Source organism: Clostridium perfringens, assembly GCF_016027375.1.
Taxonomy (GTDB): Bacteria; Bacillota; Clostridia; order Clostridiales; family Clostridiaceae; genus Sarcina; species Sarcina perfringens.
In genome coordinates this window covers 1,775,576-1,797,552 of record NZ_CP065681.1, presented here as the reverse complement: position 1 = coordinate 1,797,552, position 21,977 = coordinate 1,775,576, and the positions used below count along the sequence as shown (strand labels likewise).

The following is a 21,977-nucleotide window of genomic DNA, read 5'->3' as shown; positions in this document are numbered from 1 at the left end:
TCTTAAAACTCTCATTCCTTATTCTTTTCCTGTAGTTCTTCAGATAGCATATATTTTATAGCATTCCACAGATCCTTCTTTTCCTTTACAGTTACAGAGACAAAATTTTTCTTACTTATTTCTTTTTTAAATCTGTAGAACATTGTAGTGGAATAAGTGGATGGTAAAAGCTCTATATATCCAAACATATTACTTAAATCTGAAATTTCATTTACAGCTTCCATAGCCTTTTCATTATCCTCACTCCAGTTATCGCCGTCTGAAGCATAGAAAGGATATATATTCCAAACGCCTGGGTTATACTTTTCTTTTATTAAATCTATGGCAGCATTTATTCCCGAAGATATATACGTTCCTCCAGATTCCCCTTTGTGGAAAAACTCATATTCATTAACATTCTTAGCTGTAGTAGTATGAGATATGAATTCAAAGGCTACATTATTATATTTTCTCCTTATAAACCTAGATAAAACAAAGAAAAATGATCTAGCTAAATATTTTTTAGTGTTATCCATAGAACCTGAAACGTCCATTATAAAAATCATTACAGCATTGCTTTCTTTTTTAGGATGTTTTTTCACTTTATAATATCTTAAGTCATCTTCTCTAAAAGGAAATCTTCCTATTTCCGCTTCTTCTCCTATTTCACGCAATGCTCTTTTTTTTCCTTGTTTTCTAGCTATTTTACACATAACAGTTTTTTTCTTTGCAAGCCTTGGCCTTACACCATATTTTTGATATCCTCTTTTTTTAGCTGCACTTTCAACTATTATTTCAGAGTACTTCTTCCTATCTAAGTTAGGTAAATCAAGATCCTCAACTATATAATCCATAAGTTCCTCTAAGGTTATCTCAGTTTCATATATATCCTTTCCCTCCTGATTTCCTGCTTTATTATTAGAAATAGCTTTTCTCTTATCACTAGAAATTCTATCCCCTCGTCTTTCTTCTCCAGTACCTGTTGTGACCCCTTTATTATTTGCACCATAAATAAATTGATATTCCTTTATTCCTCTAATAGGAATTTTATATTTTTTATTTTTAGTTTCTCCAATTATGCTCTCCTCTGAAAGTATATCTCCTAAATTTTCTTTAATAGATTTTTCTACTAACTGCCTGTGACGTCTTCTATCCTCTATAGATCTATCATGTTCTACATGGTTTTCTGCTTGATCTCTAAATATGGCCATATTTTAATCCTTCCATAGGTTATTAGCTGCATATTTTAATATTACATCGCAGCAATGTGGACAATAACCATTTTTCTCCATTTGATTTACCATTGAATTATACTTTCTATCTTGATCTTTATCTCTTACTCTAGATTTAGTTATTATTCTTGATAAATCCTTAACTGAAGCTGTTAGTTTCTTTTCAATAGCTTCTTTTAGTGGTTCATAAGATCTATAGTCCATTTTTCCGCCACTTCTAACTATATAGAACATATATGATGTTACATCTGCCCTAAATCCCTTGGAAGAAGATTCTGATATTCCTATTTGTTCCTCTATGCTTCTCATAAATTCTTCATCTGGCTCTAACTCTTCACTAGTTGAAGAATCCTTAAGTTTTGTTTTATTTACATAAGCCTCTGCATTATCTATATAATTATTAAATAAACTTTCTGCTTGCTCCTTAAAAGAGTGAATAAATGCCTTTGTAATTTCTTTTTCAAGAATCTTATTATATTCTTTTCTTATGGTATCTTGAATATATCCTAAATATTTCTTCTTATCCTCTTGAGATATATCCATATCCTTAACAGATTTTATTATACTTTCCATAACGCTTAATGGATTTATACACTTATGCTCTGCATTTGATAGAGCATTATCTATTGCCTTTATAATAAATCTTGTTGAAATTCCCTTCATGCCTTCCATGGTTCCAGCTTCTTCTTTTAACTCTAAAACATCAATTCTCTTAGTTGTTCCCTTTTCAACAATTTCCTCTCCATTATAAAGTTTAAGTTTAGTAATTGGATCAACTTTCATAGAAGGAAGTAATCTTGTTAATATAGCAAACATTGAAGCAATTTCCATAGTATGAGGAGCTATATGAGCATCAAAATTAGATTTCTTTAATATTTTTTCATAAATTTTAATTTCTTCACTAAGCTCTAAACAATATGGAACTTCAATTTTTACTATTCTATCTAAGATTGCTTCATTAGTATGATCTGATTTAAATTTATTCCACTCAGCTTCATTAGAATGAGCTATTATAAGTCCATCAAAATAAATCATTGATCCCTTACCTGGTGAAGGAATAGATTTTTCTTGAGTTGCAGTTATTATGGTGTGTAAATATTCCACATCATTTTTAAATACTTCAATAAATTCAACTAACCCTCTATTACCAACATTAAATGCACCATTTAATGAAAATATTCTTGGATCATCCTCTGGATACATGTCCATTTTAGAAATATCAATAGATCCTGTTAAAATTGAGGTATCTTGATTATTAGGATCTACTGGAGGTACAACTCCAATTCCTTTTCTAGAACGAATTGAAAAATTCTTTGTTGAAACTGGAAACTTTTCATATTCTCCACCAAATTCATTTAATAATCTATACTTACAAACTGGACATAAATCTCCTTCAATCTCAACACCTAACATATCCTCAAATTCTTTTCTTAAATGTTTAGGTATTAAATGCAGTGGCTCTTCATGCATAGGACATCCCTCTAAAACATATACTGGCGGTGCTGTTTCTAAAACTCTTTTAATTGATTCTACTAAAGAGGATTTACCTGCTCCCACAGGTCCTACTAAGTATAATACTTGTCTTGCTTCTTCTCCCCTCATTGAAGCTGAATGAAAATAATTCATTAATTTCATAACAACTGTATCAATTCCATAAAAGTCTTCTTTAAAAAAGTTATATCTCTTTATTTTTTCATTCCCATATATCTTTTTAATTTTTGCATTTTCCTCAGGTCTTAATATTTCAAAGCCCTTATCCATAATAAGATCATAAATCCTTTTATGAGAAAGTTTTGCAACATCAGGATTATTTTTTACAATTTCTAAATAATCAAGAAATGTTCCCTTAAACTTCTGCTTATTATGTTTTTCCCTATCACTTTTTATAAACTCTTTAAAATCCATTGTAATCCCTCCTTTACCCTAAATATATTCCTTATCTATTATGTTCTATGACAAAATATCCTTATAAAACAAAAAAGAAATTAGTAAAACTAATTTCTTTTTCCATACTTTTCATAATCTCTTAAGGTTGTAAGAATAAAAGGGCCATACTTTGTTATTTTCTGCTCTCCAAAGCCCCTAATATTTTTTAAATCCTCTTTACTTTTAGGATTTTTATTTATTATCTCCATAATCATTGAATCTGTAAAAACTATGTATGGTTTTACTCCTTCTCTTCTTGATATATCTTTTCTTAAAATACGAAGTTTCTTGAAAAGTTCTAAATCCATGCACATGCTTTCTTCATTATTATTAACCTCTAAAAGTACCTTTTCTTCTCCCTTTAATATTCCTATAGATTTTCTATTTAACTTTAGCATAGAATATGTTCCTTCTTTTCTCTCTAAAGCCTTAATAGATAAAAGCTCCTTTATTATGTCCTTTATATACTTACTTGTATATTCTTTCATTATTCCAAAGGTTGAAAGCTCGTATAGCTTATATTTTTCAATCTTTGGCCCATGAATCCCCCTTAAAATATCTATTAAAACACTTTCTCCAAAGGCTTCCTTTGTTCTATATATACATGATAATATTTTTTGTGCCTCTAATGTCATATCTATTAAATCACTATTTTTTAAGCAGTTAGTACAATTGTTGCAATACTTTATGGAATTTTCCTCTCCAAAATAATCTAAAATATATTTTCTAAGACACTTATCATAATTACAAAACTCTATTATTTTTTCTAGTTTTTTAAGCTCTATAGTTCTTCTAGATAGTTCTGTAGTTGAACTTATTAAATAATCCATGACTCTTATATCTTGCTCTGAATAAAGAAGATAACACTTAGCTAAGCTTCCATCTCTTCCTCCACGGCCTATTTCTTGATAATAATTTTCTATACTTTTTGGAAATGTTGAATGTATTATAAACTTAACATCAGGCTTATCAATTCCCATACCAAAAGCATTTGTAGCAATCATAACCTTAAAATTATCATTTAAAAATTCTTCTTGGTAATAATTTTTTTCCTTATCTTTTAAGGATCCATGATATTTCCCTACACTTTTCCCTCTATAAAGCATATGTTTATAAAGTTCTTCAACTTCATTTTTAGTTGAGCAATAAATTATTCCTGACTCTTCCTCATGTTCACTTATAATTTCACTTATAATTTCTAATTTATCAACTTCTTTTAATACATTTATCTCCAAATTATCTCTACTAAAGCTACCCTTATAAATAAAGGGATTATAAAGACCTAAAAGTTCAATGGAATCCTTCATAACTATCTCTGTAGCCGTAGCTGTAAAGGCTGTAATAATTGGTCTTTTCTTTAAATTACAAATAAATGGTTTTATCTTGCTATAACTTTTTCTAAAGTCATGGCCCCACATTGATACGCAGTGAGCTTCATCAACTACAATTTGTGCAATATTAGCTTTTTCTATATTATCTAAAAAATATCTATTTTCTAATCTCTCAGGTGATACATAAAGAAGCTTAAATTCTCCTTTTATGAATTTCCTAATTATATTTTTAACCTCTTCAAAGTCATTTCCTCCACTTATATAAGCAGCATTAATTCCTAAGGAATTTAAGTTATCAACTTGATCCTTCATAAGAGATATTAAGGGAGAAATAACAAGTGTTGTTCCTTTAAAAATATAAGCAGGTATTTCATAACATAAAGATTTTCCTCCTCCAGTAGGTAATATACAAAATACATCCTTTCCATTTAAAATCTTATCTATTACCTCCTGTTGCCCTTTTCTAAAGTCCCTATATCCAAAAATATTATTTAATACCTCAAACTCTCTTCTCATATCCTTCTCCTAAAATCACTACTTATCTAACTTATATAAAATTAAGACCACATCTAAACTAAGCATATGTAAAATAAAATTTATACCTATTTAAAATTAAGGTTTAGTTAAAATAGTCCTTAAATTATAAATATTATACTATAAAATAAACTCTAAATAAAAAAGAGATTCTATAACTTAAGAACCTCTTTTTGATTATTTCATATTTTAAGTTTAATATTCAAAAATTTTTATTTACTAAGAATATTTAAAAATTCCTTACTTTTTTCTCTTATATTATCACTATTTAACAAAGCAGATATGACAGCTACCCCATCTAGATTTTCTAAAATATCCTTATTTAAGTTATAAGGAGTTATACCTCCAATTCCATAAAGTGGAATATTAGAAACAGATTTTATCTCTCTTAAGGTTTCTAAGGTCATTAATGTTGCATCATCTTTACTATTAGTTGAAAATAAAGCTCCAACACCTAAGTTATCTGCTCCCTCTTTTATAGCTTTTAAAGCTTCCTCTTTATTATGAACAGTAACACCTATAACTGCATCCTTTGGCATTATTTCTCTTGCTATGAAAACTTCCATATCATCTTGTCCTATATGAACTCCATTAGCTTTTACTGCTAAGGCTACATCTATTCTATCATTTACTAAGAATAATGCTCCAAACTCATCACAAAGCTTTTTTAACTCCTTAGCTTCCTTACACATTTCTTTAGTTTTTTTATTCTTTGCTCTATATTGAACAATGGATACCCCTCCAATTAAAGCTTCCTTTGTTTTTTCTAAAAGCTCATTAAAGGGAATTCTATAGTCTGTTACTAAATATAATTTTTTGTAATCTTTATTAATCATAAATAACCTTCTCCCTTTCCTTTATTGTTTCATCATTAATAATTGAAAGTTCATCTAAAAGATTATGCTTAAATGTCATTAACCCTTCTTTTTCTCTTAATCTTTCCTCAGCTAATTCTCCACATATTCCCCATGTAGATACTGCTTTAACCACTTCTTTAAATCTTAAATCTTTATGGTCATAAAAACTTAAAGCTAGTGTTAATAAAGCTCCTAACATACATCCAGTACCTGTAATTTTACTCATTTTATAAGTTCCATTTTTAACACTTGCACTTTCTTCTCCATTAGTTATAAAATCAACCACTCCAGAAACAACTACTATAAGATTTCTTTCTCTTGCATATTCCTTTATCTTATTTTTTGTATTTTCACTTAAAGAATCATCAAAGGAATCTATCCCAATTGAATTTGAAGTTTCACCTATAAGGGTTTTTATTTCAGCTAAATTACCCTTTATAAGTGAAGGCTCTCCCTCTAGTATTAATTTTTTAGCAAAATCTTTTCTAAGTTTTGATGCTTGTACACCTACTGGATCTAAAACAGAGGGAATTCCTTTTTCCTTTGCTATTTTCATAGAAATCATTGATGACTCCATTTGGTAAGGCTCTAAAGTTCCTATATTAACTAATAATCCATTAGCCATTTTTGTTATATCTTTTAATTCATCATGATGGGTAGCCATAAGAGGTAAGCCTCCATAATTAATGGTTACTTGTGCTAAATCATTAACTGTAACATAATTAGTTATCATATGTATTAAAGGATTTTCTCTTTTTAAAACTTCCATTTTTATTCCTCCTAGTAAAATTTATAGAAATGATGTGTTGGTCCAACACCCTTTCCAAGTTCAAAGCCATTTTTTATAGCACCTGTAATATATTCTTTTCCACCTCTCACAGAATCAACTATATTCATTCCCTTTGATAAATTAGCTGTAATAGCTGATGATAAGGTACATCCTGTTCCATGAGTATGCTTTGTATTTATTCTCTCTTCATTAAAAAGAGTAAAGTTTTCACCATCATATAAAATATCTATGGCCTCTCCTTCTAAATGTCCACCCTTAATTAAAACATTTTTTGCTCCTAATTTTTTAAGATCACAGGCTGCTTTTTTCATATCTTCTATTGTAAGTATTTCTCTACCTAATAATTCTTCTGCCTCTGGTAAATTTGGAGTTATCAAAGTAGATATAGGTATTAACTTTTCTATTAAAGTATTTTTTGCATCATCTGATAAAAGCTTAAATCCACTTTTTGAAATCATAACAGGATCTAATACTATTTGAGGCAATTTTTCTACTCTTCCTAAAGCATTACTTATGGCTTCTATTGATTCAATTTTAGATACCATGCCTATTTTTATGGCTCCTACTTCTATATCATTAAAAATAACATCTATTTGTTTTTCTATTATTTCAGGAGTAACATCCATTATTCCAAAAACTCCTTGAGTATTCTGAGCTGTTATGGCAGTTATTATACTCATTCCGTAAACTCCATTAGCAGAAAAAGTTTTTATATCAGCCTGTATTCCTGCTCCCCCCGAACTATCTGACCCTGCAATTGTTAATGCATTAAATAATTTACTCATATTTTTCACTCCTTCTAAAAAAGAAAAAGCATATACAGCCCTAAGGCTATATATGCTTTAAAATCAATTTAAATATATGTGTCTCTTGGGCTTCCCTACGCTGGTATTAACCAGATCAGGTTAAAGGGTCAAGAAATTTCATTTCTAATCTCAGCCAGACACTACTGGCACCCCTAGCTATTTTTTATGCTATTTTCTAATCCAAATGATATCATAGTCACCCTTCTTTTTCAACATACCTTTTTTGAAATTTTTTAATTTAAGGATTATAATCTTAAATATATGATGAAGCTTAGGAGGATATTTTATGGTTAGCTTAGTTTTAGAAGGAGGAACTTTTCGTCCTATTTTTAGTGCAGGAGTTATGGATGCTCTTCTTGATAATAATATAATATTTCCTTACTGTATTGGAGTTTCAGCAGGAATAACTAATGGTTTTTCATATTTTTCTAATCAAAAAGGAAGAAATATTGAAATATTAAAAAAATATAGAAATGATAAGAGATATTTAAGTCTTTCTAACTTCTTTAAGTGTAGAAGCATCTTTGGTTTAGATTTTGTATTTGATGAATTAGCAAATAAACTCTTCCCTTATGATTTTAATGCACTTTCAAATTATAAGGGAAGAGTTTTAGTAGGTGTTACAAATGCTAACACAGGAAAAACAGAATACTTAGATGGAAAAGTTAAAGATGAAAAATATATGGCTTTAAGAGCAACTTGCGCTATTCCTATACTTTTCCCAGCAATAAAAATAAATGGAAATGAATATTATGATGGTGGACTATTAGATCCTATTCCAATAAAAAAAGCTATAGCAGATGGAAATGAAAAACACTTAATAGTTCTTACTAGACCTAAAAGTTATAGAAAAACCTTAGGAAAAAGTAATAAGTTAGCATCTAAAATAGTGGGACGTAAATACCCTAACTTAAAAGATACATTTTTATCAAGACATATAAAATATAATGAAACAGTAAAATTTTGCGAAGAATTAGAAAGAGCTGGGAAGGCGATTATAATAAGACCAAATGAAGATGAAGCTATTGAAAGTTTTGAAAAAGATGTAACTAAATTAGAAGAGGCTTATAACTATGGATATAATGCCTGTATAAAAAACTTAGAAAAAATAAAGGCTTTATTTTAATATTAAGCTCTATTTTAAATCTTAATTTATATTTTAAAATTATTTTTACCATAACTAAAAGAGACTACATAAAAAATTTCATGTAGTCTCTTTTAGTAAATAAAATTAAATTTATCTTTAAAGTCTTTTGCAACTTTCTCTTTCTATTAGTTTTACAGGTAAAACTATTTTCTTAGCTATTTCTCTTCCTGTTCTCATTCTCTCTAAAAGTGTCTCAACGGCAATACTTCCCATATGATCTGTAAAAACTTTTATTGTTGTCAAGGAAGGTGTCAAAAATTTAGCAGTACATATATCATCAAAACCTAATATACTTATATCCTCTGGTATTCTTAATCCTTCTTCAAATATTGCTTTGTAGGCTCCTATGGCCATAGGATCACTAGCTATAAAAAATGCTGTAGGAAGATCCTTCTCTTTTAATACCTTCTTCATAAGTTCATAACCATGCTCTGGTAAAAATCTTCCCTTTAGAACCCACTTTTCTTTATAGTTACCCATTTTCTCCATATATTCTTTAAAGGTTTTCTCTCTGTAATTTACCTTTCTTATGGACTCATTTCCATTATGAGGAATTGATTCACCACCTAAATATCCAATATCTTTATGGCCTAAGGATGTTAAATAATCTAAACAAATATTTACTCCATACTTAAAATCTACTACCACTGAATCGTATTTCCACTCTTCTGGAGAAGAATCTACAAAAATTATGTTCTTAGATAGCTTTTCCATTAAGCTTATCTCTTCTTCTTCAAATATTCCAATAGCTAATATTCCATCTAAATCCCTATATTCTCTTGTTCCTTCATTGATTATCTTTTGAAAATCTATTGGTTTAAATTTAATTTTTTCTTCATTACACTTTTTCTCAACAGCCATTCTTATTGAAAGAAAATATGGATCGTTTAATTCCTGTATTTCTGTGTACCAATAAACTATTCCTATGGTGTAATTTTTTATTTTATTTTTTCTTTCTTTTACTGGTACATAATTTAATTCTTCAGCTATTTCCATTACTTTTTTTCTTGTTTCTTCAGATACGTTAAGCGTTTCATCTAAATTTAAAACTCTAGATACAGTAGCTATTGAAACTCCAGCACCCTTTGCAATATCTTTAATAGTAGCCACATAATCACTCCTTACTTTTCTTATTTTATATTATATATTTTTTTACTAAAATTTTCTAACCTTTTCTTTGTATAATATATAAAATTTAACTAAACAAATATAAAATAATACTTTCTTTATTATTTTTTAACAAATTTCCCTTGTTTTATTTCCATTTTATGTTATAATTTACTTAAAATTACAATAAAGTTTTAAGGTAAAATAGGGAGGACTTATTATGAAAAAGAAAGGTTTAGCACTAATTTTAATTTCAGCTTTAACTATGGGTACTTTAGTTGGTTGTGGTGGAGGTTCAGGCTCTACTGGATCATCTGGTGATACACCAAAAGAAAACGATTCACCTAAGATAGGAGCTACAATTTATAGTTTTGAAGATAACTTCATGTCATACCAACGTAGAAATATAGAAAAACTTTGTAATGGAAAAGCCGAGTTATTAATGAATGACTCTCAAAATAATCAATCTAAGCAAATAGAACAAGTAGACACTATGATAGCTAAGGGTGTTGATATTCTTGCAATAAACTTAGTTGACCCTAAATCTGCTCCTACTGTAGTAGATAAAGCTAAGGCAGACAACTTACCAGTAGTATTCTTTAATAAGGAACCAGACGAAGCTGTTATGCAAAGCTACGACAAGGTTTGGTATGTTGGTACAACTTCTGAAGAATCAGGAATAATTCAAGGAGAAGTAATGGCAGAAGGTTGGAAAGCTAATCCTGCTTGGGACAAAAATGGTGATGGAAAAATACAATATGTAATGCTTAAAGGAGAACCTGGTCACCCTGATGCAGAAGCTCGTACAAAATATTCTATTGAAACAATAAACAAGGCTGGTATAGAAACTGAAGAATTAGCAATGGATACAGCTATGTGGGACTCAACTAAAGCTACTGAAAAAATGGATGCTTGGATTGCTAAAAATGGTGACAATATAGAAATGGTAATCTGTAATAATGATGGAATGGCTTTAGGTGCTATTTCTTCTCTTGAAAAAGCAGGATATTTAGATGGAACTCCTGAAAAGTTTGTTCCAATATATGGTGTTGATGCTATTCCTGAAGCTTTAGATAAAATCAAAGCTGGTAAAATGGCTGGTACAGTATTAAACGATGCTAAGAACCAAGCTCAAGCTCTAGTGGATTCTTGTATGAATTTAGTAAATGGAAAAGAGATAACTGAAGGAACTAATTGGAAACTTGATGATAAAAAATCAATCCGTGTTCCATATGTAGGAATAACTAAGGACAATATAAACGTTGCTGAGGATTCATATAAATAATTTATAAAAAATAAAGGGGCTATATCAAAATTAATTTTGATATATGCCCTTAATAAAACAGGAGGTAAAAAAAGATGAAAGACTCTTCAAACCTGTTAGAAATGCGAAATATCTCTAAAGAATTCCCAGGGGTTAAAGCCTTAGATAATGTAAGCTTAAAAGTAAAAAAAGGTTCTGTACATGCATTAATGGGAGAAAATGGTGCTGGTAAATCAACCTTAATGAAATGTCTATTTGGTATATATCACCCTAATTCAGGAGAAATTTTTATTTCTGGCCAAAAGGTACAATTTAAAAATTCAAAACACGCCTTAGATAATGGAGTATCTATGGTTCACCAAGAACTAAATCAAGTTAGAGAAAGAAATGTTATGGATAATCTTTGGCTTGGTAGATATCCTAAAAAAGGACTTTTTATAGATGAAAAGAAAATGTATGATGAAACAGAAAAAATCTTTAAGGATCTAGATATTAATGTTAATCCTCGTGATAAGGTTTCTACCCTATCTGTTTCTCAAATGCAAATGGTTGAAATAGCAAAGGCTGTTTCGTATAACTCTAAAATAATAGTAATGGACGAGCCTACTTCCTCTTTAACAGAAAAAGAAGTAAGTCACCTATTTAAAATAATAAATAAACTTAGAAGGCAAGGAATAAGTATAATCTATATCTCTCATAAGATGGAAGAAATCTTAGAGATCTCTGATGAAGTTACCATAATGAGAGATGGTAAATGGATTGCTACTGAAAAAGCTTCAGATCTTACTATGGATTTAATAATAAAACTTATGGTTGGACGTGAACTTACTGATAGATTCCCTAAAAAGGATCATATTCCTAAAGAAACTATTTTAGAAGTAAATAATCTTAGTGATGCAAAAAATGAATTAAAGAATGTTTCCTTTAAACTTAGAAAGGGAGAAATTTTAGGAATTGCAGGTCTTGTTGGTGCTAAAAGAACTGAGACCTTAGAAACCTTATTTGGCCTTAGAGAAAAGGGCTCTGGAGATATTATTTTACATGGCAAAAAAGTTGATAACAGTAAGCCTTTTAAGGCTATGCAAAATGGTTTTGCCCTTGTTACTGAAGAAAGAAGACAAACTGGAATCTTTGGAAAATTACCTATAGATTTTAATTCTATAATAGCTAATATAGATAGTTATAAAACATCAACAGGTCTTTTAGCAAATGGAAGAATCTCTAAAGATACTCAATGGGTTATAGATTCAATGAAAGTAAAAACTCCAAGTCAAAAAACTCTAATCGGTAGCCTTTCTGGTGGTAATCAACAAAAGATAGTAATTGGAAAATGGCTTCTTAGAAAACCTGAAATACTACTTCTAGATGAGCCTACTAGAGGTATAGATGTTGGTGCTAAATTCGAAATATACCAACTTATAAATGAACTTGCTAAAGAAGACAAAGGAATAATTATGGTTTCTTCTGAAATGCCTGAACTTTTAGGTGTATGTGACAGAATACTAGTCATGAGTAATGGTAGGGTTTCTGGCATAGTTAATGCTAATGAGACTACCCAAGAGGAAATTATGCATCTATCTGCAAAATATCTATCAGTAACAGGAGGAGTTAACAATGCAAACCAAATCAAAGAAAAAGTTTAATTTAAATAGCCAATGGTTAATGAATAATGCTATTTATATAGTTTTAGTGGCCTTATTAATAGGAATTTGTATTATTTCACCAGATTTTTTATCACTAAAAAACTTTATTAATATATTAAGCCAATCCTCTTCTCGTATAATAATAGCTCTTGGAGTTGGAGGAATACTTTTAACTGAAGGTACTGACCTTTCTGCTGGTAGAACAGTTGGACTTGCTGCCGTAGTATCAGCTTCTTTACTTCAAGCTGGAGATTATGCATATAAAATGTATCCTAATTTACCTGAATTACCTATATTCATTCCAATTTTAATAGCAATGGCTGTTTGTGGAATAGTTGGTCTTGTAAATGGATTAGTTGTTTCTAAATTTAATGTTCCTCCATTTATAGCTACTCTAGGAATGATGACAGGAATATATGGACTTAACTCAATATACTTTGATAGACCTCCATATGGAGCTATGCCAATAGGTGGTCTTAGCCAATCCTTTAGTAATTTTACACTTGGTTCCATTCCTATATATGGAAATATAAAAATACCTTATTTAGTTATATATGCAATTATTGTAATAGCTGTAATTTGGACTTTATGGAATAAAACTAAATTTGGTAAAAACCTTTATGCCATAGGTGGTAACAGAGAAGCTGCTGTGGTTTCAGGTGTAAATGTTGTTAGAACACTTTTATTAGTTTATATGTTAGCTGGAGTTCTTTATGGTTTTGCAGGTACCCTAGAAGCTGGTCGTGTTGGTAGTGCTACTGCTAGTACTGGTGAAATGTATGAACTAGATGCCATAGCTTCCTGTGTTGTTGGTGGAGTTTCCACTGCTGGTGGTGTTGGTACTGTTCCTGGAATAGTAACTGGTGTTTTAATATTCCAAGTTATAAACTATGGTCTAGCTTTTATAGGTGTTAGCCCTTATTTACAATTCGTTATAAAAGGTTTAATTATAGTTCTAGCTGTAGCTCTTGATATGAGAAAATACATGAAAAAGAACTAATAAAAATGGAGATGTATCAAAACATAACAAATTAAAACTTACAAACATATTCTGAGAATTACTAGATTTCGCTAAGAATTTATAAGTATTACTCCGAAGATATTACTAAAGCTTCAAAACTTGCTTCGCTTCGAACAGTTTCAGCTTCTTAACGTAATATCTTCTCCGTAATACTTTAAATTCTAAAGCTCATCTAGATATTCTCTTCATACTGTTTGTAAGTTTTATAAAAAGTTTTTTGATACACTCCATTTTTTTACATATACTCAAATTCAAAAGTTGTTTTTTGATAATACTCTTCATCCTTTTTAAGTATTATTCCATCTAAGAAGCAATCATCATATCCTACTGGTAAGTTTTGTGTTTCAAAACATATTCCATCATGCTTTTTGGCTACTTTGCCATTTTCTAAAGGCAATTCATCTGGAAAATTCATTGAATAACATACTACTGCCTTTTGATCTGTCTTAACCTTCATAATTCTTCCTGATTCTTCATCTACTAAGATTGCATCAAAATCACCCTTCTTATTTAAAACCCATGGATGATCATATCCTGATCCAATTTCTAATTGCAAGTGGTTTTTATTTATATCCTCACCTATTTTTTTTAACTCCCTAAAGTCAAAAGGTGTTTTTTCTACACTTAAAAACTCTCCTGTTGGAATTAAGTTTTTATCTAATTCACATATTTTATCTGAATCTATATAAAGTTTTTGTTCTAATACATTTCTTTTATTGTTTCCTGATAAATTAAAATATGAATGATTAGTTAAGTTTACTACTGTATCTTTATCTGAATAAGCTCTATATTCTATGGAAAGCTTGTCTCCTTCAAGAGAATAAGTAACCTTGACCTTTAAATTACCTGGGAATCCTCCTTCTCCATCCTTGCTAAAGCAAGTAAATGTTGCTGTAGATTTTTCTTCATCCTCATTATATGAATAGTCCCAAATTTTTTTACTAAAACCTTTATACCCTCCATGAAGGCAGTTTCCATTATTATTTTTATCTAATTCATAATTAATACCATTTAATTTAAAGGAACCCTTTCCTATTCTACCTGCTACTCTTCCTACTATAGCACCTAAACTTGAAGGATTTTCAATATAGCTTTTCTCGTCCTTATATGCAAGAACTATATTTTCTTTATTTCCATATCTATCCTCTACATTTATTTTTTCTACAATAGCACCTAAGTTTAATATTTCCACAGATACTTTATTATTTTTTAATACTATTTTACTTATTTCATCATTAATTTTACTTTCTATAACCAAATTATTCACTCTCCCTCTCATATCTATAGTTTGATTTTAACAACTTAATATAAGTTTTTCAATAATCTTTACTCTATTAAACATGCTAGTTTTAAGAATTTTATCAAAAATTCTATATTTAAAAATAACTTAACAAAAAATTAGTAAAATTTTTAGTAAAACAATTGATTTTTATTTTTTGTAATCGTATAATTAAGTTACAGATTTTCTATTCGGAGGTATATCATGGAATTAAATACACTTAAATCAACTTTTATTAATAATTTTGGTAAAGAACCTACTTCATTATTTTTCTCACCAGGAAGAATAAATCTTATAGGTGAACATATTGACTACAATGGGGGATTCGTATTTCCTTGCCCAATAACTCTTGGAACTTTTGCAGCAGCAAGCTTAAGAGATGATAGAATTTGTAGAGCTTACTCTCTTAACTTTGAATCTCTTGGAGTAATAGAGTTTTCTTTAGATGATTTATCTTATAAAAAAGAGGATAATTGGACAAACTATCTTAAAGGAGTACTAAAAGTACTTATAGAAAAAGGATATAAAATAGATAAGGGTATTGACTTAGTTATCAATGGAAATCTTCCAAACGGAGCTGGTCTTTCCTCTTCAGCATCTTTAGAAATGTTAATAGTAAAAATTTTAGATACTTTCTTTTCTCTTAATATTTCAAAGGTAGATGCTGCACTAATAGGTAAAGAGGTAGAAAATACTTATATAGGTGTTAATAGCGGTATAATGGATCAATTTGCTATTTCTCTAGGAGAAAAGGATAAGGCAATTTTACTTGATTGTAATAGCTTATATTATGAATATGTTCCTTTAAACTTAGGAGATAATTCAATAATTATAATGAACACTAATAAAAGACGTGAACTTGCAGATTCTAAATATAATGAAAGAAGAAAAGAATGTGATGATTCTTTAGACACTTTAAAGAAATATACTAATATTTCTTCTCTTTGCGAACTAACTTCCTTAGAATTTGAAACATATAAAGATAAAATAGAAGATTCTAATAAATTACGTAGATGTGTACATGCTATTTCTGAAAATGAAAGAGTAAAAGATGCTGTAAAAGCTTTAAAAGAAAATAATCTTGAATTATTTGGACAACTTATGAATCAGTCTCATATTTCTCTTAGAGATGATTATGAAGTTACTGGTAAAGAATTAGATACTTTAGCTGAAAATGCTTGGAAACAACCTGGAGTTTTAGGTGCTCGTATGACTGGGGCTGGCTTTGGTGGATGTGCCATAGCAATAGTTAATAATGCTCATGTTGATGAATTTATTAAAAATGTTGGACAGGCTTACAAGGATGCTATAGGATATGAAGCGTCATTCTATGTTGCTTCTATAGGTAATGGTCCTACTGAACTTTAAAATAAAACCTTTGGGCTGTATCAAAATATAATAATAAAACTTACAAACACATACTCTTTGTAAGTTTTATAAAAACCTATTTTGATACATGCCCTCTTCAATTTAATTAAGGGGGATTTTTCATGTATAATTTAAATGCTTTAATAGATAGATTAATAGAGATATCAATAAATAATAATCTTATAGAAGACATGGACACTGTATATACTAGAAATAGACTTCTTAGTCTATTTAATGAAAATAGTTATACTCCATGTGAAGAGAAGCTTACGCTTTCTTTTCATGAAACATTAAATGAACTAATAAATATAGCTATAGAAAAGAAAATCATAGAAAATGCTTTATATTCAAAAGACATATTTTCTAGTGATATAATGAATATATTTTTACCTACACCATCTTTAATAAACAAGGAATTTTATAAAAGATATGCTATTTCACCTAAGGAAAGTACAGATTATTTCTATTCTTTAAGTAAAAGTTCAAATTATATAAGAACTGATAGAATAGCTAAAAATATAAATTTTAAGGCACCATCTAAATATGGTACTATGGATATTACAATAAACTTATCAAAACCTGAAAAAGACCCTAAAGAAATAGCTTTAGCAAGAAATTCTGTTAAAAGTAATTATCCAAAATGTTTATTATGTATAGAAAATGAAGGATATGAGGGAACAGTAACTCACCCTGATAGAGCTAATCACAGAATGATAAGATTAGATCTTAATGATAGAACTTGGATGCTTCAATACTCCCCTTATCTTTATTATAATGAACACTGCATAATACTTTCAGAGGATCATGTTCCAATGAAAATAGATATTTCAACATTTAAAAATTTATTGAGTTTTGTGGATAAATTCCCTCATTACTTTGCTGGTTCAAATGCTGATTTACCTATAGTTGGAGGTTCTATTCTTTCCCATGAACATTATCAAGGAGGAAATCATAGATTCCCTATGAATGATGCTAAGAAACTATTTGATTTCTCTATAGAGGGCTTTGAAGATATAGAATGTGAAGCTATTAAATGGCCAATTTCTACTATAAGATTAAGAGGAGAAAATATAGATTCTCTAGTATTAGCTTCTGATTTAATACTAAAAAAATGGAGAGATTATTCAGATGAAACTTTAGATATATTAGCTTATTCTAATAGTGAAATGCATAATACAATAACTCCTATGGTAAGAAAAGAAGATGGAAAATTCGTAGTTGATTTATCTCTTAGAAATAACAGAACTTCTAAAGAGCATCCTCTTGGAATATTCCATCCTCATGAAGAAGTTCATCATATTAAAAAGGAAAACATAGGCCTAATAGAAGTTATGGGACTTGCTGTTTTACCTGGAAGACTTTTAAAAGAGCTTGAAAAAATAAAGGAATACTTAAGGGATGAAATTTCTTTAGATAATATTGAAGAATATCATAGACCATGGGCCCTTGAATTAAAGAAGAAATTTGATTATTTAAAATCATCAACAGATTTAAATGACTTTGTAAATAAAGAATTATCAAACAAATTCGTATCTGTTTTAGAGCACTGTGGTGTGTTTAAATTAAATGAAGAAGGCTTAGAAGGTTTCAAGAGCTTTACAAATTCACTTAATAGATAAATAAAATAGAGATGTATCATTAATAAAGCTTACACTTTATTTTGATACATCTCATTTATTTTAATATACTTTATTATTAAAATATCTTCAAACTAATCTTTATAAATTGTATTAATCCCTACTTAATTTCTAATATATTTTAAGTATTACAGATAATAAATTCCTTACTATATTTTTAATTTTAATTTAATTAATACTTATAGAAGCAACTTCCACCTATAAATTCTCTTAAAATCGAATTTTCAGGTACTCTCTCTGGCTTAACTTCCACAAAAAACTTTAATGTATTTATTATTCTTTTAGCTTCATAGTAAACACTGCTATTTTTATCTACTTTTTCTAATTCTCTTAAGGCATATTCCTTTAACGCTGCTAATTCATAAACTAAAGTGGAGTTAAACATAACATCTGCTTCTTCCTGATAAACAAATATGTTCTTTTCCTCTCCTCTTTTTATAGAACTCCACATTTCTAAAGTTTGCTCTGCTCCATATCCTCTTGATAAAGAATCCCTAACTATACGTCTTATTTTTCTGACATCTGTAGTTGGAATTCTATTGTGATTATCTAAATTTAATTGTGTTAAAGCAGAAATATAAACCTTAAACTTATTCTTTGAAGGAATTTTTTCTGTCAGTTTTGGATTTAGTCCATGTATTCCCTCTATAACAAGCACTCCATTATCAGGAAGTTTAATCTTGTTGCCTAGCCATTCTCTTTCTCCTATTTTAAAATTATAAGAAGGTATTTCTACTTCTTCCCCTTCTAAAATATCATAAAGATTCTTATTAAATAATTCTAGATCTAAAGCATTTATAGATTCAAAATCAGGTTTTCCCTCTTCATCTAAAGGAGTATGAATTCTATTTATAAAATAATCATCTAAGGATATAGCTATTGGTATATAGCCATTAACTCTAAGCTGTATAGAAAGTCTTTTTGAAAATGTTGTTTTACCTGAAGATGAAGGCCCTGCTACTAAAACAATTTTAACTTCTTTTCTTTCACTTATCATATCTGCTATTTGTGCTATTTTTTTCTCATGTAAAGCCTCAGAAACTCTTATTATGTCTTTAGATTCTTCTCCCTCTAACTTATAATCTAAAGAACCTACATCTGGAGTTCCTAATATATTTAGCCATGTTTCATTTTCTCTAAATACATTAAATAACTTTTTTTGCTCCTTAAAGACAGGTACAACTGTTGGCTCCTTATGGCTTGGTACCATAAGTATAAAACCTGGATTATAATATAATAAATCAAAATATTTTAAAACTCCTGTAGAGTATGCCATATCTCCATAAAAATAATCATACCTATCTTCTAATTTATATAAGTTTACATACTCTTCTTGAACCCAATGTAATAAATCAACCTTATCCTGCATCTTATAAGATTTAAATATATCAATAGCCTCTTTCTTAGGCATCTTTATTTTTTCTATTATAATATTTTTATCTATTATATCTTGCATTTTTTTCTTTATTTTTAGTATATCCTCTTTATCTAAGGCCTTTTCTTTGTGAATTTCCCCAAAAGTTCCCTTGCTTATAGAATGCTCTATATTTATTCTAGCATCTTTAAACAAGTCTAAAGTTGCTTTTATAAATACAAACTGCAAAGTTCTACTATAAGCTATTTTTCCATGTGGATCACTTATATTTATAAGTTCTATATCCCCATCATTATTTATTAAATCAGTAAACTCATAATACTTATTCCTCTGCTTAACCAAAGTAATAGGTATTTTTTCATTTATATAGTCCTTTTTTAAAATTGCTGAATATTTTTCTCCCTCATTAAAGAGTAAACTTTCCCCATTTACATTAACCCTAAAGCTTTTCATAAACACCATTCCTCTCTACTTATAAGCCGCCTTATTGTTATTATACACTTAAAACTTCAAAAAAATTATCTATTTTTGTATAAATCCCCTTTAAATTTGTTACCCTATTTTATTAGAGGAGGTATTTTTTATGCTAATAACTTTTATAAGAACAGCAATACTTTATTTCATTGTAATTATAAGTATTAGACTTATGGGTAAACGTCAAATTGGGGAATTGCAACCTTACGAGCTTGTAATAACCTTAATGCTATCTGATTTAGCATCCTTACCAATGCAAGATACTCGTCTTCCTCTCCTTTTAGGAATAGTACCTATAATTACACTTTTATTTGTAAAAATATTAATATCTGAAATCCAACAACATAGCCGTTTATTTGAAAAAATCCTAGATGGTACTCCTTCCATAATAATAAGTGATGGAGAGATCAACCTAGAAATGATGAAAAAACAAAGGCTAACAATGAACGATATATTAGAAGAATTACGAAGCGCTGGTTATCTAGATATAAGCGATATTCAATATGCCATTATAGAAACTAATGGAACCATATCAATAATTCCTAAAAGTGCTTGTGATAATGTTAAGAGAAAAGACTTAAAAATAAAAGAAAGCGAATCAAAAATTCCAATTGTTTTATTTGAAGATGGGCGTTTAAATAAAAAAGCTCTTCAAGGAATGAACAAGGATGAAAAATGGTTAGATGAAAAATTAAAGTCCCTTAATTATCCACCTAGAGATAAATTATTCCTAGTTATGATGGATTCTAATGAGAAATTATTTATTCAAAGAAAAAATCAGAAAGATAAGGAGGACATAATACTATGAAAAATACCCTAATTTCATCATTAATATTTTTTTCCCTCCTTGCTTCTGTTCTATTTTTTAATAATAAACTAATAAATGTATGTGACAAGGTAAATGATTATAGTAATAAAATAGAAAGTTCCTTAAGTAAAGAGGATTGGAAGGAATCTTATGAAGAGTCTTTAAAGTTAAGTAATCTCTTAGAAGAAAATTATGTTTCTTTATCTCTTTACATAAATCATGAACAATTAGATAATTTAAGTAAGGAAATTCTTAGTCTAACTCAATATATAAAGGCTGAAGATGTTTCCAACAGTTTATCCTCAGTACATATAATCAAGAGCTATACAAAGCATATAAAGGATATTCAGAAGGTTAATATAGGTAATATTTTAAATTCCAACCTAAAAAATATATTTTATTGTGGAATTTATAATGATTTTAGTTTATAATGTTATTGAAAGGGGCAAGTCCCGCATGGACTTTTTTTGTCCCTATATATAAATCTAATAAAAGTTAATGAAAGATTTTGAAAGGTGGTAAACAAAATGGCATTAGTTAACGCAAAAGAAATGTTAAATAAAGCAAGAGAAGGAAAATACGCTGTTGGTCAATTCAACATAAACAACTTAGAATGGACAAAAGCTATATTATTAACTGCTCAAGAAAATAACTCACCAGTTATATTAGGAGTATCAGAAGGTGCTGCTAAATACATGTGTGGATTCAAAACAATAGTTGGAATGGTTAACGGAATGTTAGAGGAATTAAAAATAACTGTTCCTGTAGCATTACACTTAGATCACGGTAGCTACCAAGGAGCTATAGATGCTATGGATGCTGGATTCTCATCAGTAATGTTCGATGGATCACACTACTCAATCGAAGAAAACATAGTTAAAACTAAAGAAATAATCAACTTAGCTGCTGCTAAAAACGTATCAGTTGAAGCTGAAGTTGGATCAATCGGTGGAGAAGAAGACGGTGTTGTTGGAGCTGGTGAAATCGCTGATCCTGCTGAATGTAAACAAATCGCTGAATTAGGAGTTACTATGTTAGCTGCTGGTATCGGAAACATTCACGGAAAATACCCTGCAAACTGGGCTGGATTAAACTTCGAAGCTTTAGCTAACATTAAAGCTGCTACTGGAGATATGCCTTTAGTATTACACGGTGGTACTGGAATCCCTTCAGATATGATCGCAGAAGCTATATCATTAGGAGTATCAAAAATAAATGTTAATACTGAGTGTCAATTATCATTTGCTGAAGCTACTCGTAAATATATAGAAGCTGGAAAAGACTTAGAAGGAAAAGGATTTGACCCAAGAAAATTATTAAATCCTGGATTCGAAGCTATAAAAGCTACAGTTAAAGAAAAAATGGAATTATTCGGTTCAGTAAACAGAGCTTAATAGTT

The 21,977-nt window shown here is 29.2% G+C and carries 18 protein-coding genes and 1 riboswitch; of the genes, 9 read left to right on the top strand and 9 right to left on the bottom strand.

Annotated features, from left to right (window positions below; all coding sequences use genetic code 11):
* Positions 1-11 precede the first annotated feature (11 nt).
* The 6 genes from yhbH to thiD all read right to left on the bottom strand — a co-directional run bounded on the left by yhbH (position 12) and on the right by thiD (position 7,434).
* Positions 12-1,190: a sporulation protein YhbH gene (gene yhbH, locus I6G60_RS08710; RefSeq protein WP_003460597.1), complete on the bottom strand. Its 1,179-nt coding sequence runs from the start codon at positions 1,188-1,190 to the stop codon at positions 12-14.
* 3 nt (positions 1,191-1,193) lie between these two features.
* Positions 1,194-3,116 (bottom strand): PrkA family serine protein kinase, encoded by a 1,923-nt coding sequence (locus I6G60_RS08705; protein WP_110016224.1) that lies wholly within the window; start codon positions 3,114-3,116, stop codon positions 1,194-1,196.
* 89 nt (positions 3,117-3,205) lie between these two features.
* Positions 3,206-4,984, bottom strand: coding sequence for a DNA helicase RecQ (recQ, locus tag I6G60_RS08700; protein WP_110016223.1), 1,779 nt, complete (start codon positions 4,982-4,984; stop codon positions 3,206-3,208).
* Positions 4,985-5,214: 230 nt separating this feature from the next.
* Positions 5,215-5,838, bottom strand: coding sequence for a thiamine phosphate synthase (thiE, locus tag I6G60_RS08695; protein ID WP_003460600.1), 624 nt, complete (start codon positions 5,836-5,838; stop codon positions 5,215-5,217).
* Positions 5,831-6,628 (bottom strand): hydroxyethylthiazole kinase, encoded by a 798-nt coding sequence (gene thiM / locus I6G60_RS08690; protein ID WP_110016222.1) that lies wholly within the window; start codon positions 6,626-6,628, stop codon positions 5,831-5,833. The genes thiE and thiM overlap by 8 nt, the downstream gene beginning before the upstream one ends.
* Before the next feature lie 11 nt (positions 6,629-6,639).
* On the bottom strand, positions 6,640-7,434 hold the full coding sequence (thiD, locus tag I6G60_RS08685) for a bifunctional hydroxymethylpyrimidine kinase/phosphomethylpyrimidine kinase (protein ID WP_110016221.1): 795 nt from the start codon (positions 7,432-7,434) through the stop codon (positions 6,640-6,642).
* Positions 7,435-7,509: 75 nt separating this feature from the next.
* Positions 7,510-7,619: riboswitch (TPP riboswitch) on the bottom strand.
* A 122-nt stretch (positions 7,620-7,741) separates the two neighbouring features.
* Here thiD and I6G60_RS08680 point away from each other — a divergent pair.
* On the top strand, positions 7,742-8,581 hold the full coding sequence (locus I6G60_RS08680) for a patatin-like phospholipase family protein (protein ID WP_110016220.1): 840 nt from the start codon (positions 7,742-7,744) through the stop codon (positions 8,579-8,581).
* 117 nt (positions 8,582-8,698) lie between these two features.
* On the opposite strand, the gene I6G60_RS08675 is transcribed toward I6G60_RS08680, so the two are convergent.
* Positions 8,699-9,712: a LacI family DNA-binding transcriptional regulator gene (locus tag I6G60_RS08675; protein WP_003470312.1), complete on the bottom strand. Its 1,014-nt coding sequence runs from the start codon at positions 9,710-9,712 to the stop codon at positions 8,699-8,701.
* A gap of 217 nt (positions 9,713-9,929) precedes the next feature.
* Between I6G60_RS08675 and mglB the strand changes: the two genes are divergently transcribed.
* From mglB to mglC, 3 genes are all read left to right on the top strand, one after another.
* Entirely contained in the window at positions 9,930-10,994 is a 1,065-nt protein-coding gene (mglB, locus tag I6G60_RS08670; RefSeq protein WP_003477945.1) for a galactose/glucose ABC transporter substrate-binding protein MglB, read from the top strand.
* Positions 10,995-11,068: 74 nt separating this feature from the next.
* Positions 11,069-12,616 (top strand): galactose/methyl galactoside ABC transporter ATP-binding protein MglA, encoded by a 1,548-nt coding sequence (gene mglA, locus I6G60_RS08665; RefSeq protein ID WP_110016219.1) that lies wholly within the window; start codon positions 11,069-11,071, stop codon positions 12,614-12,616.
* A complete protein-coding gene (gene mglC / locus I6G60_RS08660; RefSeq protein ID WP_003449090.1) occupies positions 12,588-13,616 on the top strand; it encodes a galactose/methyl galactoside ABC transporter permease MglC in 1,029 nt (342 codons plus the stop codon). Before mglA ends, mglC begins: the two co-directional genes overlap by 29 nt.
* 256 nt (positions 13,617-13,872) lie before the next feature.
* Here the strand turns inward: mglC and I6G60_RS08655 are convergent, their stop codons facing one another.
* Positions 13,873-14,895, bottom strand: a complete 1,023-nt coding sequence (locus tag I6G60_RS08655; protein ID WP_003460742.1) for an aldose epimerase family protein — start codon at positions 14,893-14,895, stop codon at positions 13,873-13,875.
* 225 nt (positions 14,896-15,120) lie between these two features.
* Between I6G60_RS08655 and I6G60_RS08650 the strand changes: the two genes are divergently transcribed.
* Complete coding sequence (locus I6G60_RS08650; protein ID WP_003460744.1) at positions 15,121-16,284, top strand: galactokinase; 1,164 nt, start codon at positions 15,121-15,123, stop codon at positions 16,282-16,284.
* Between the two features lie 122 nt (positions 16,285-16,406).
* Positions 16,407-17,903 carry a UDP-glucose--hexose-1-phosphate uridylyltransferase gene (galT, locus tag I6G60_RS08645; protein ID WP_110034784.1) on the top strand — a complete coding sequence of 499 codons (1,497 nt, stop codon included), beginning with the start codon at positions 16,407-16,409 and terminating at the stop codon, positions 17,901-17,903.
* A 190-nt stretch (positions 17,904-18,093) separates the two neighbouring features.
* Here galT and I6G60_RS08640 read toward each other — a convergent pair whose 3' ends face one another.
* Complete coding sequence (locus I6G60_RS08640) at positions 18,094-19,749, bottom strand: nucleoside kinase (protein ID WP_087413802.1); 1,656 nt, start codon at positions 19,747-19,749, stop codon at positions 18,094-18,096.
* Between the two features lie 130 nt (positions 19,750-19,879).
* Here I6G60_RS08640 and I6G60_RS08635 point away from each other — a divergent pair, with 130 nt between their 5' ends.
* The 3 genes from I6G60_RS08635 to fba all read left to right on the top strand — a co-directional run bounded on the left by I6G60_RS08635 (position 19,880) and on the right by fba (position 21,972).
* Positions 19,880-20,578: a DUF421 domain-containing protein gene (locus tag I6G60_RS08635; protein ID WP_003460747.1), complete on the top strand. Its 699-nt coding sequence runs from the start codon at positions 19,880-19,882 to the stop codon at positions 20,576-20,578.
* Positions 20,575-21,009: a DUF4363 family protein gene (locus I6G60_RS08630; RefSeq protein ID WP_003469820.1), complete on the top strand. Its 435-nt coding sequence runs from the start codon at positions 20,575-20,577 to the stop codon at positions 21,007-21,009. The genes I6G60_RS08635 and I6G60_RS08630 overlap by 4 nt, the downstream gene beginning before the upstream one ends.
* A 96-nt stretch (positions 21,010-21,105) precedes the next feature.
* Positions 21,106-21,972 (top strand): class II fructose-1,6-bisphosphate aldolase, encoded by an 867-nt coding sequence (gene fba / locus I6G60_RS08625; protein ID WP_003449129.1) that lies wholly within the window; start codon positions 21,106-21,108, stop codon positions 21,970-21,972.
* Positions 21,973-21,977 lie beyond the last annotated feature (5 nt).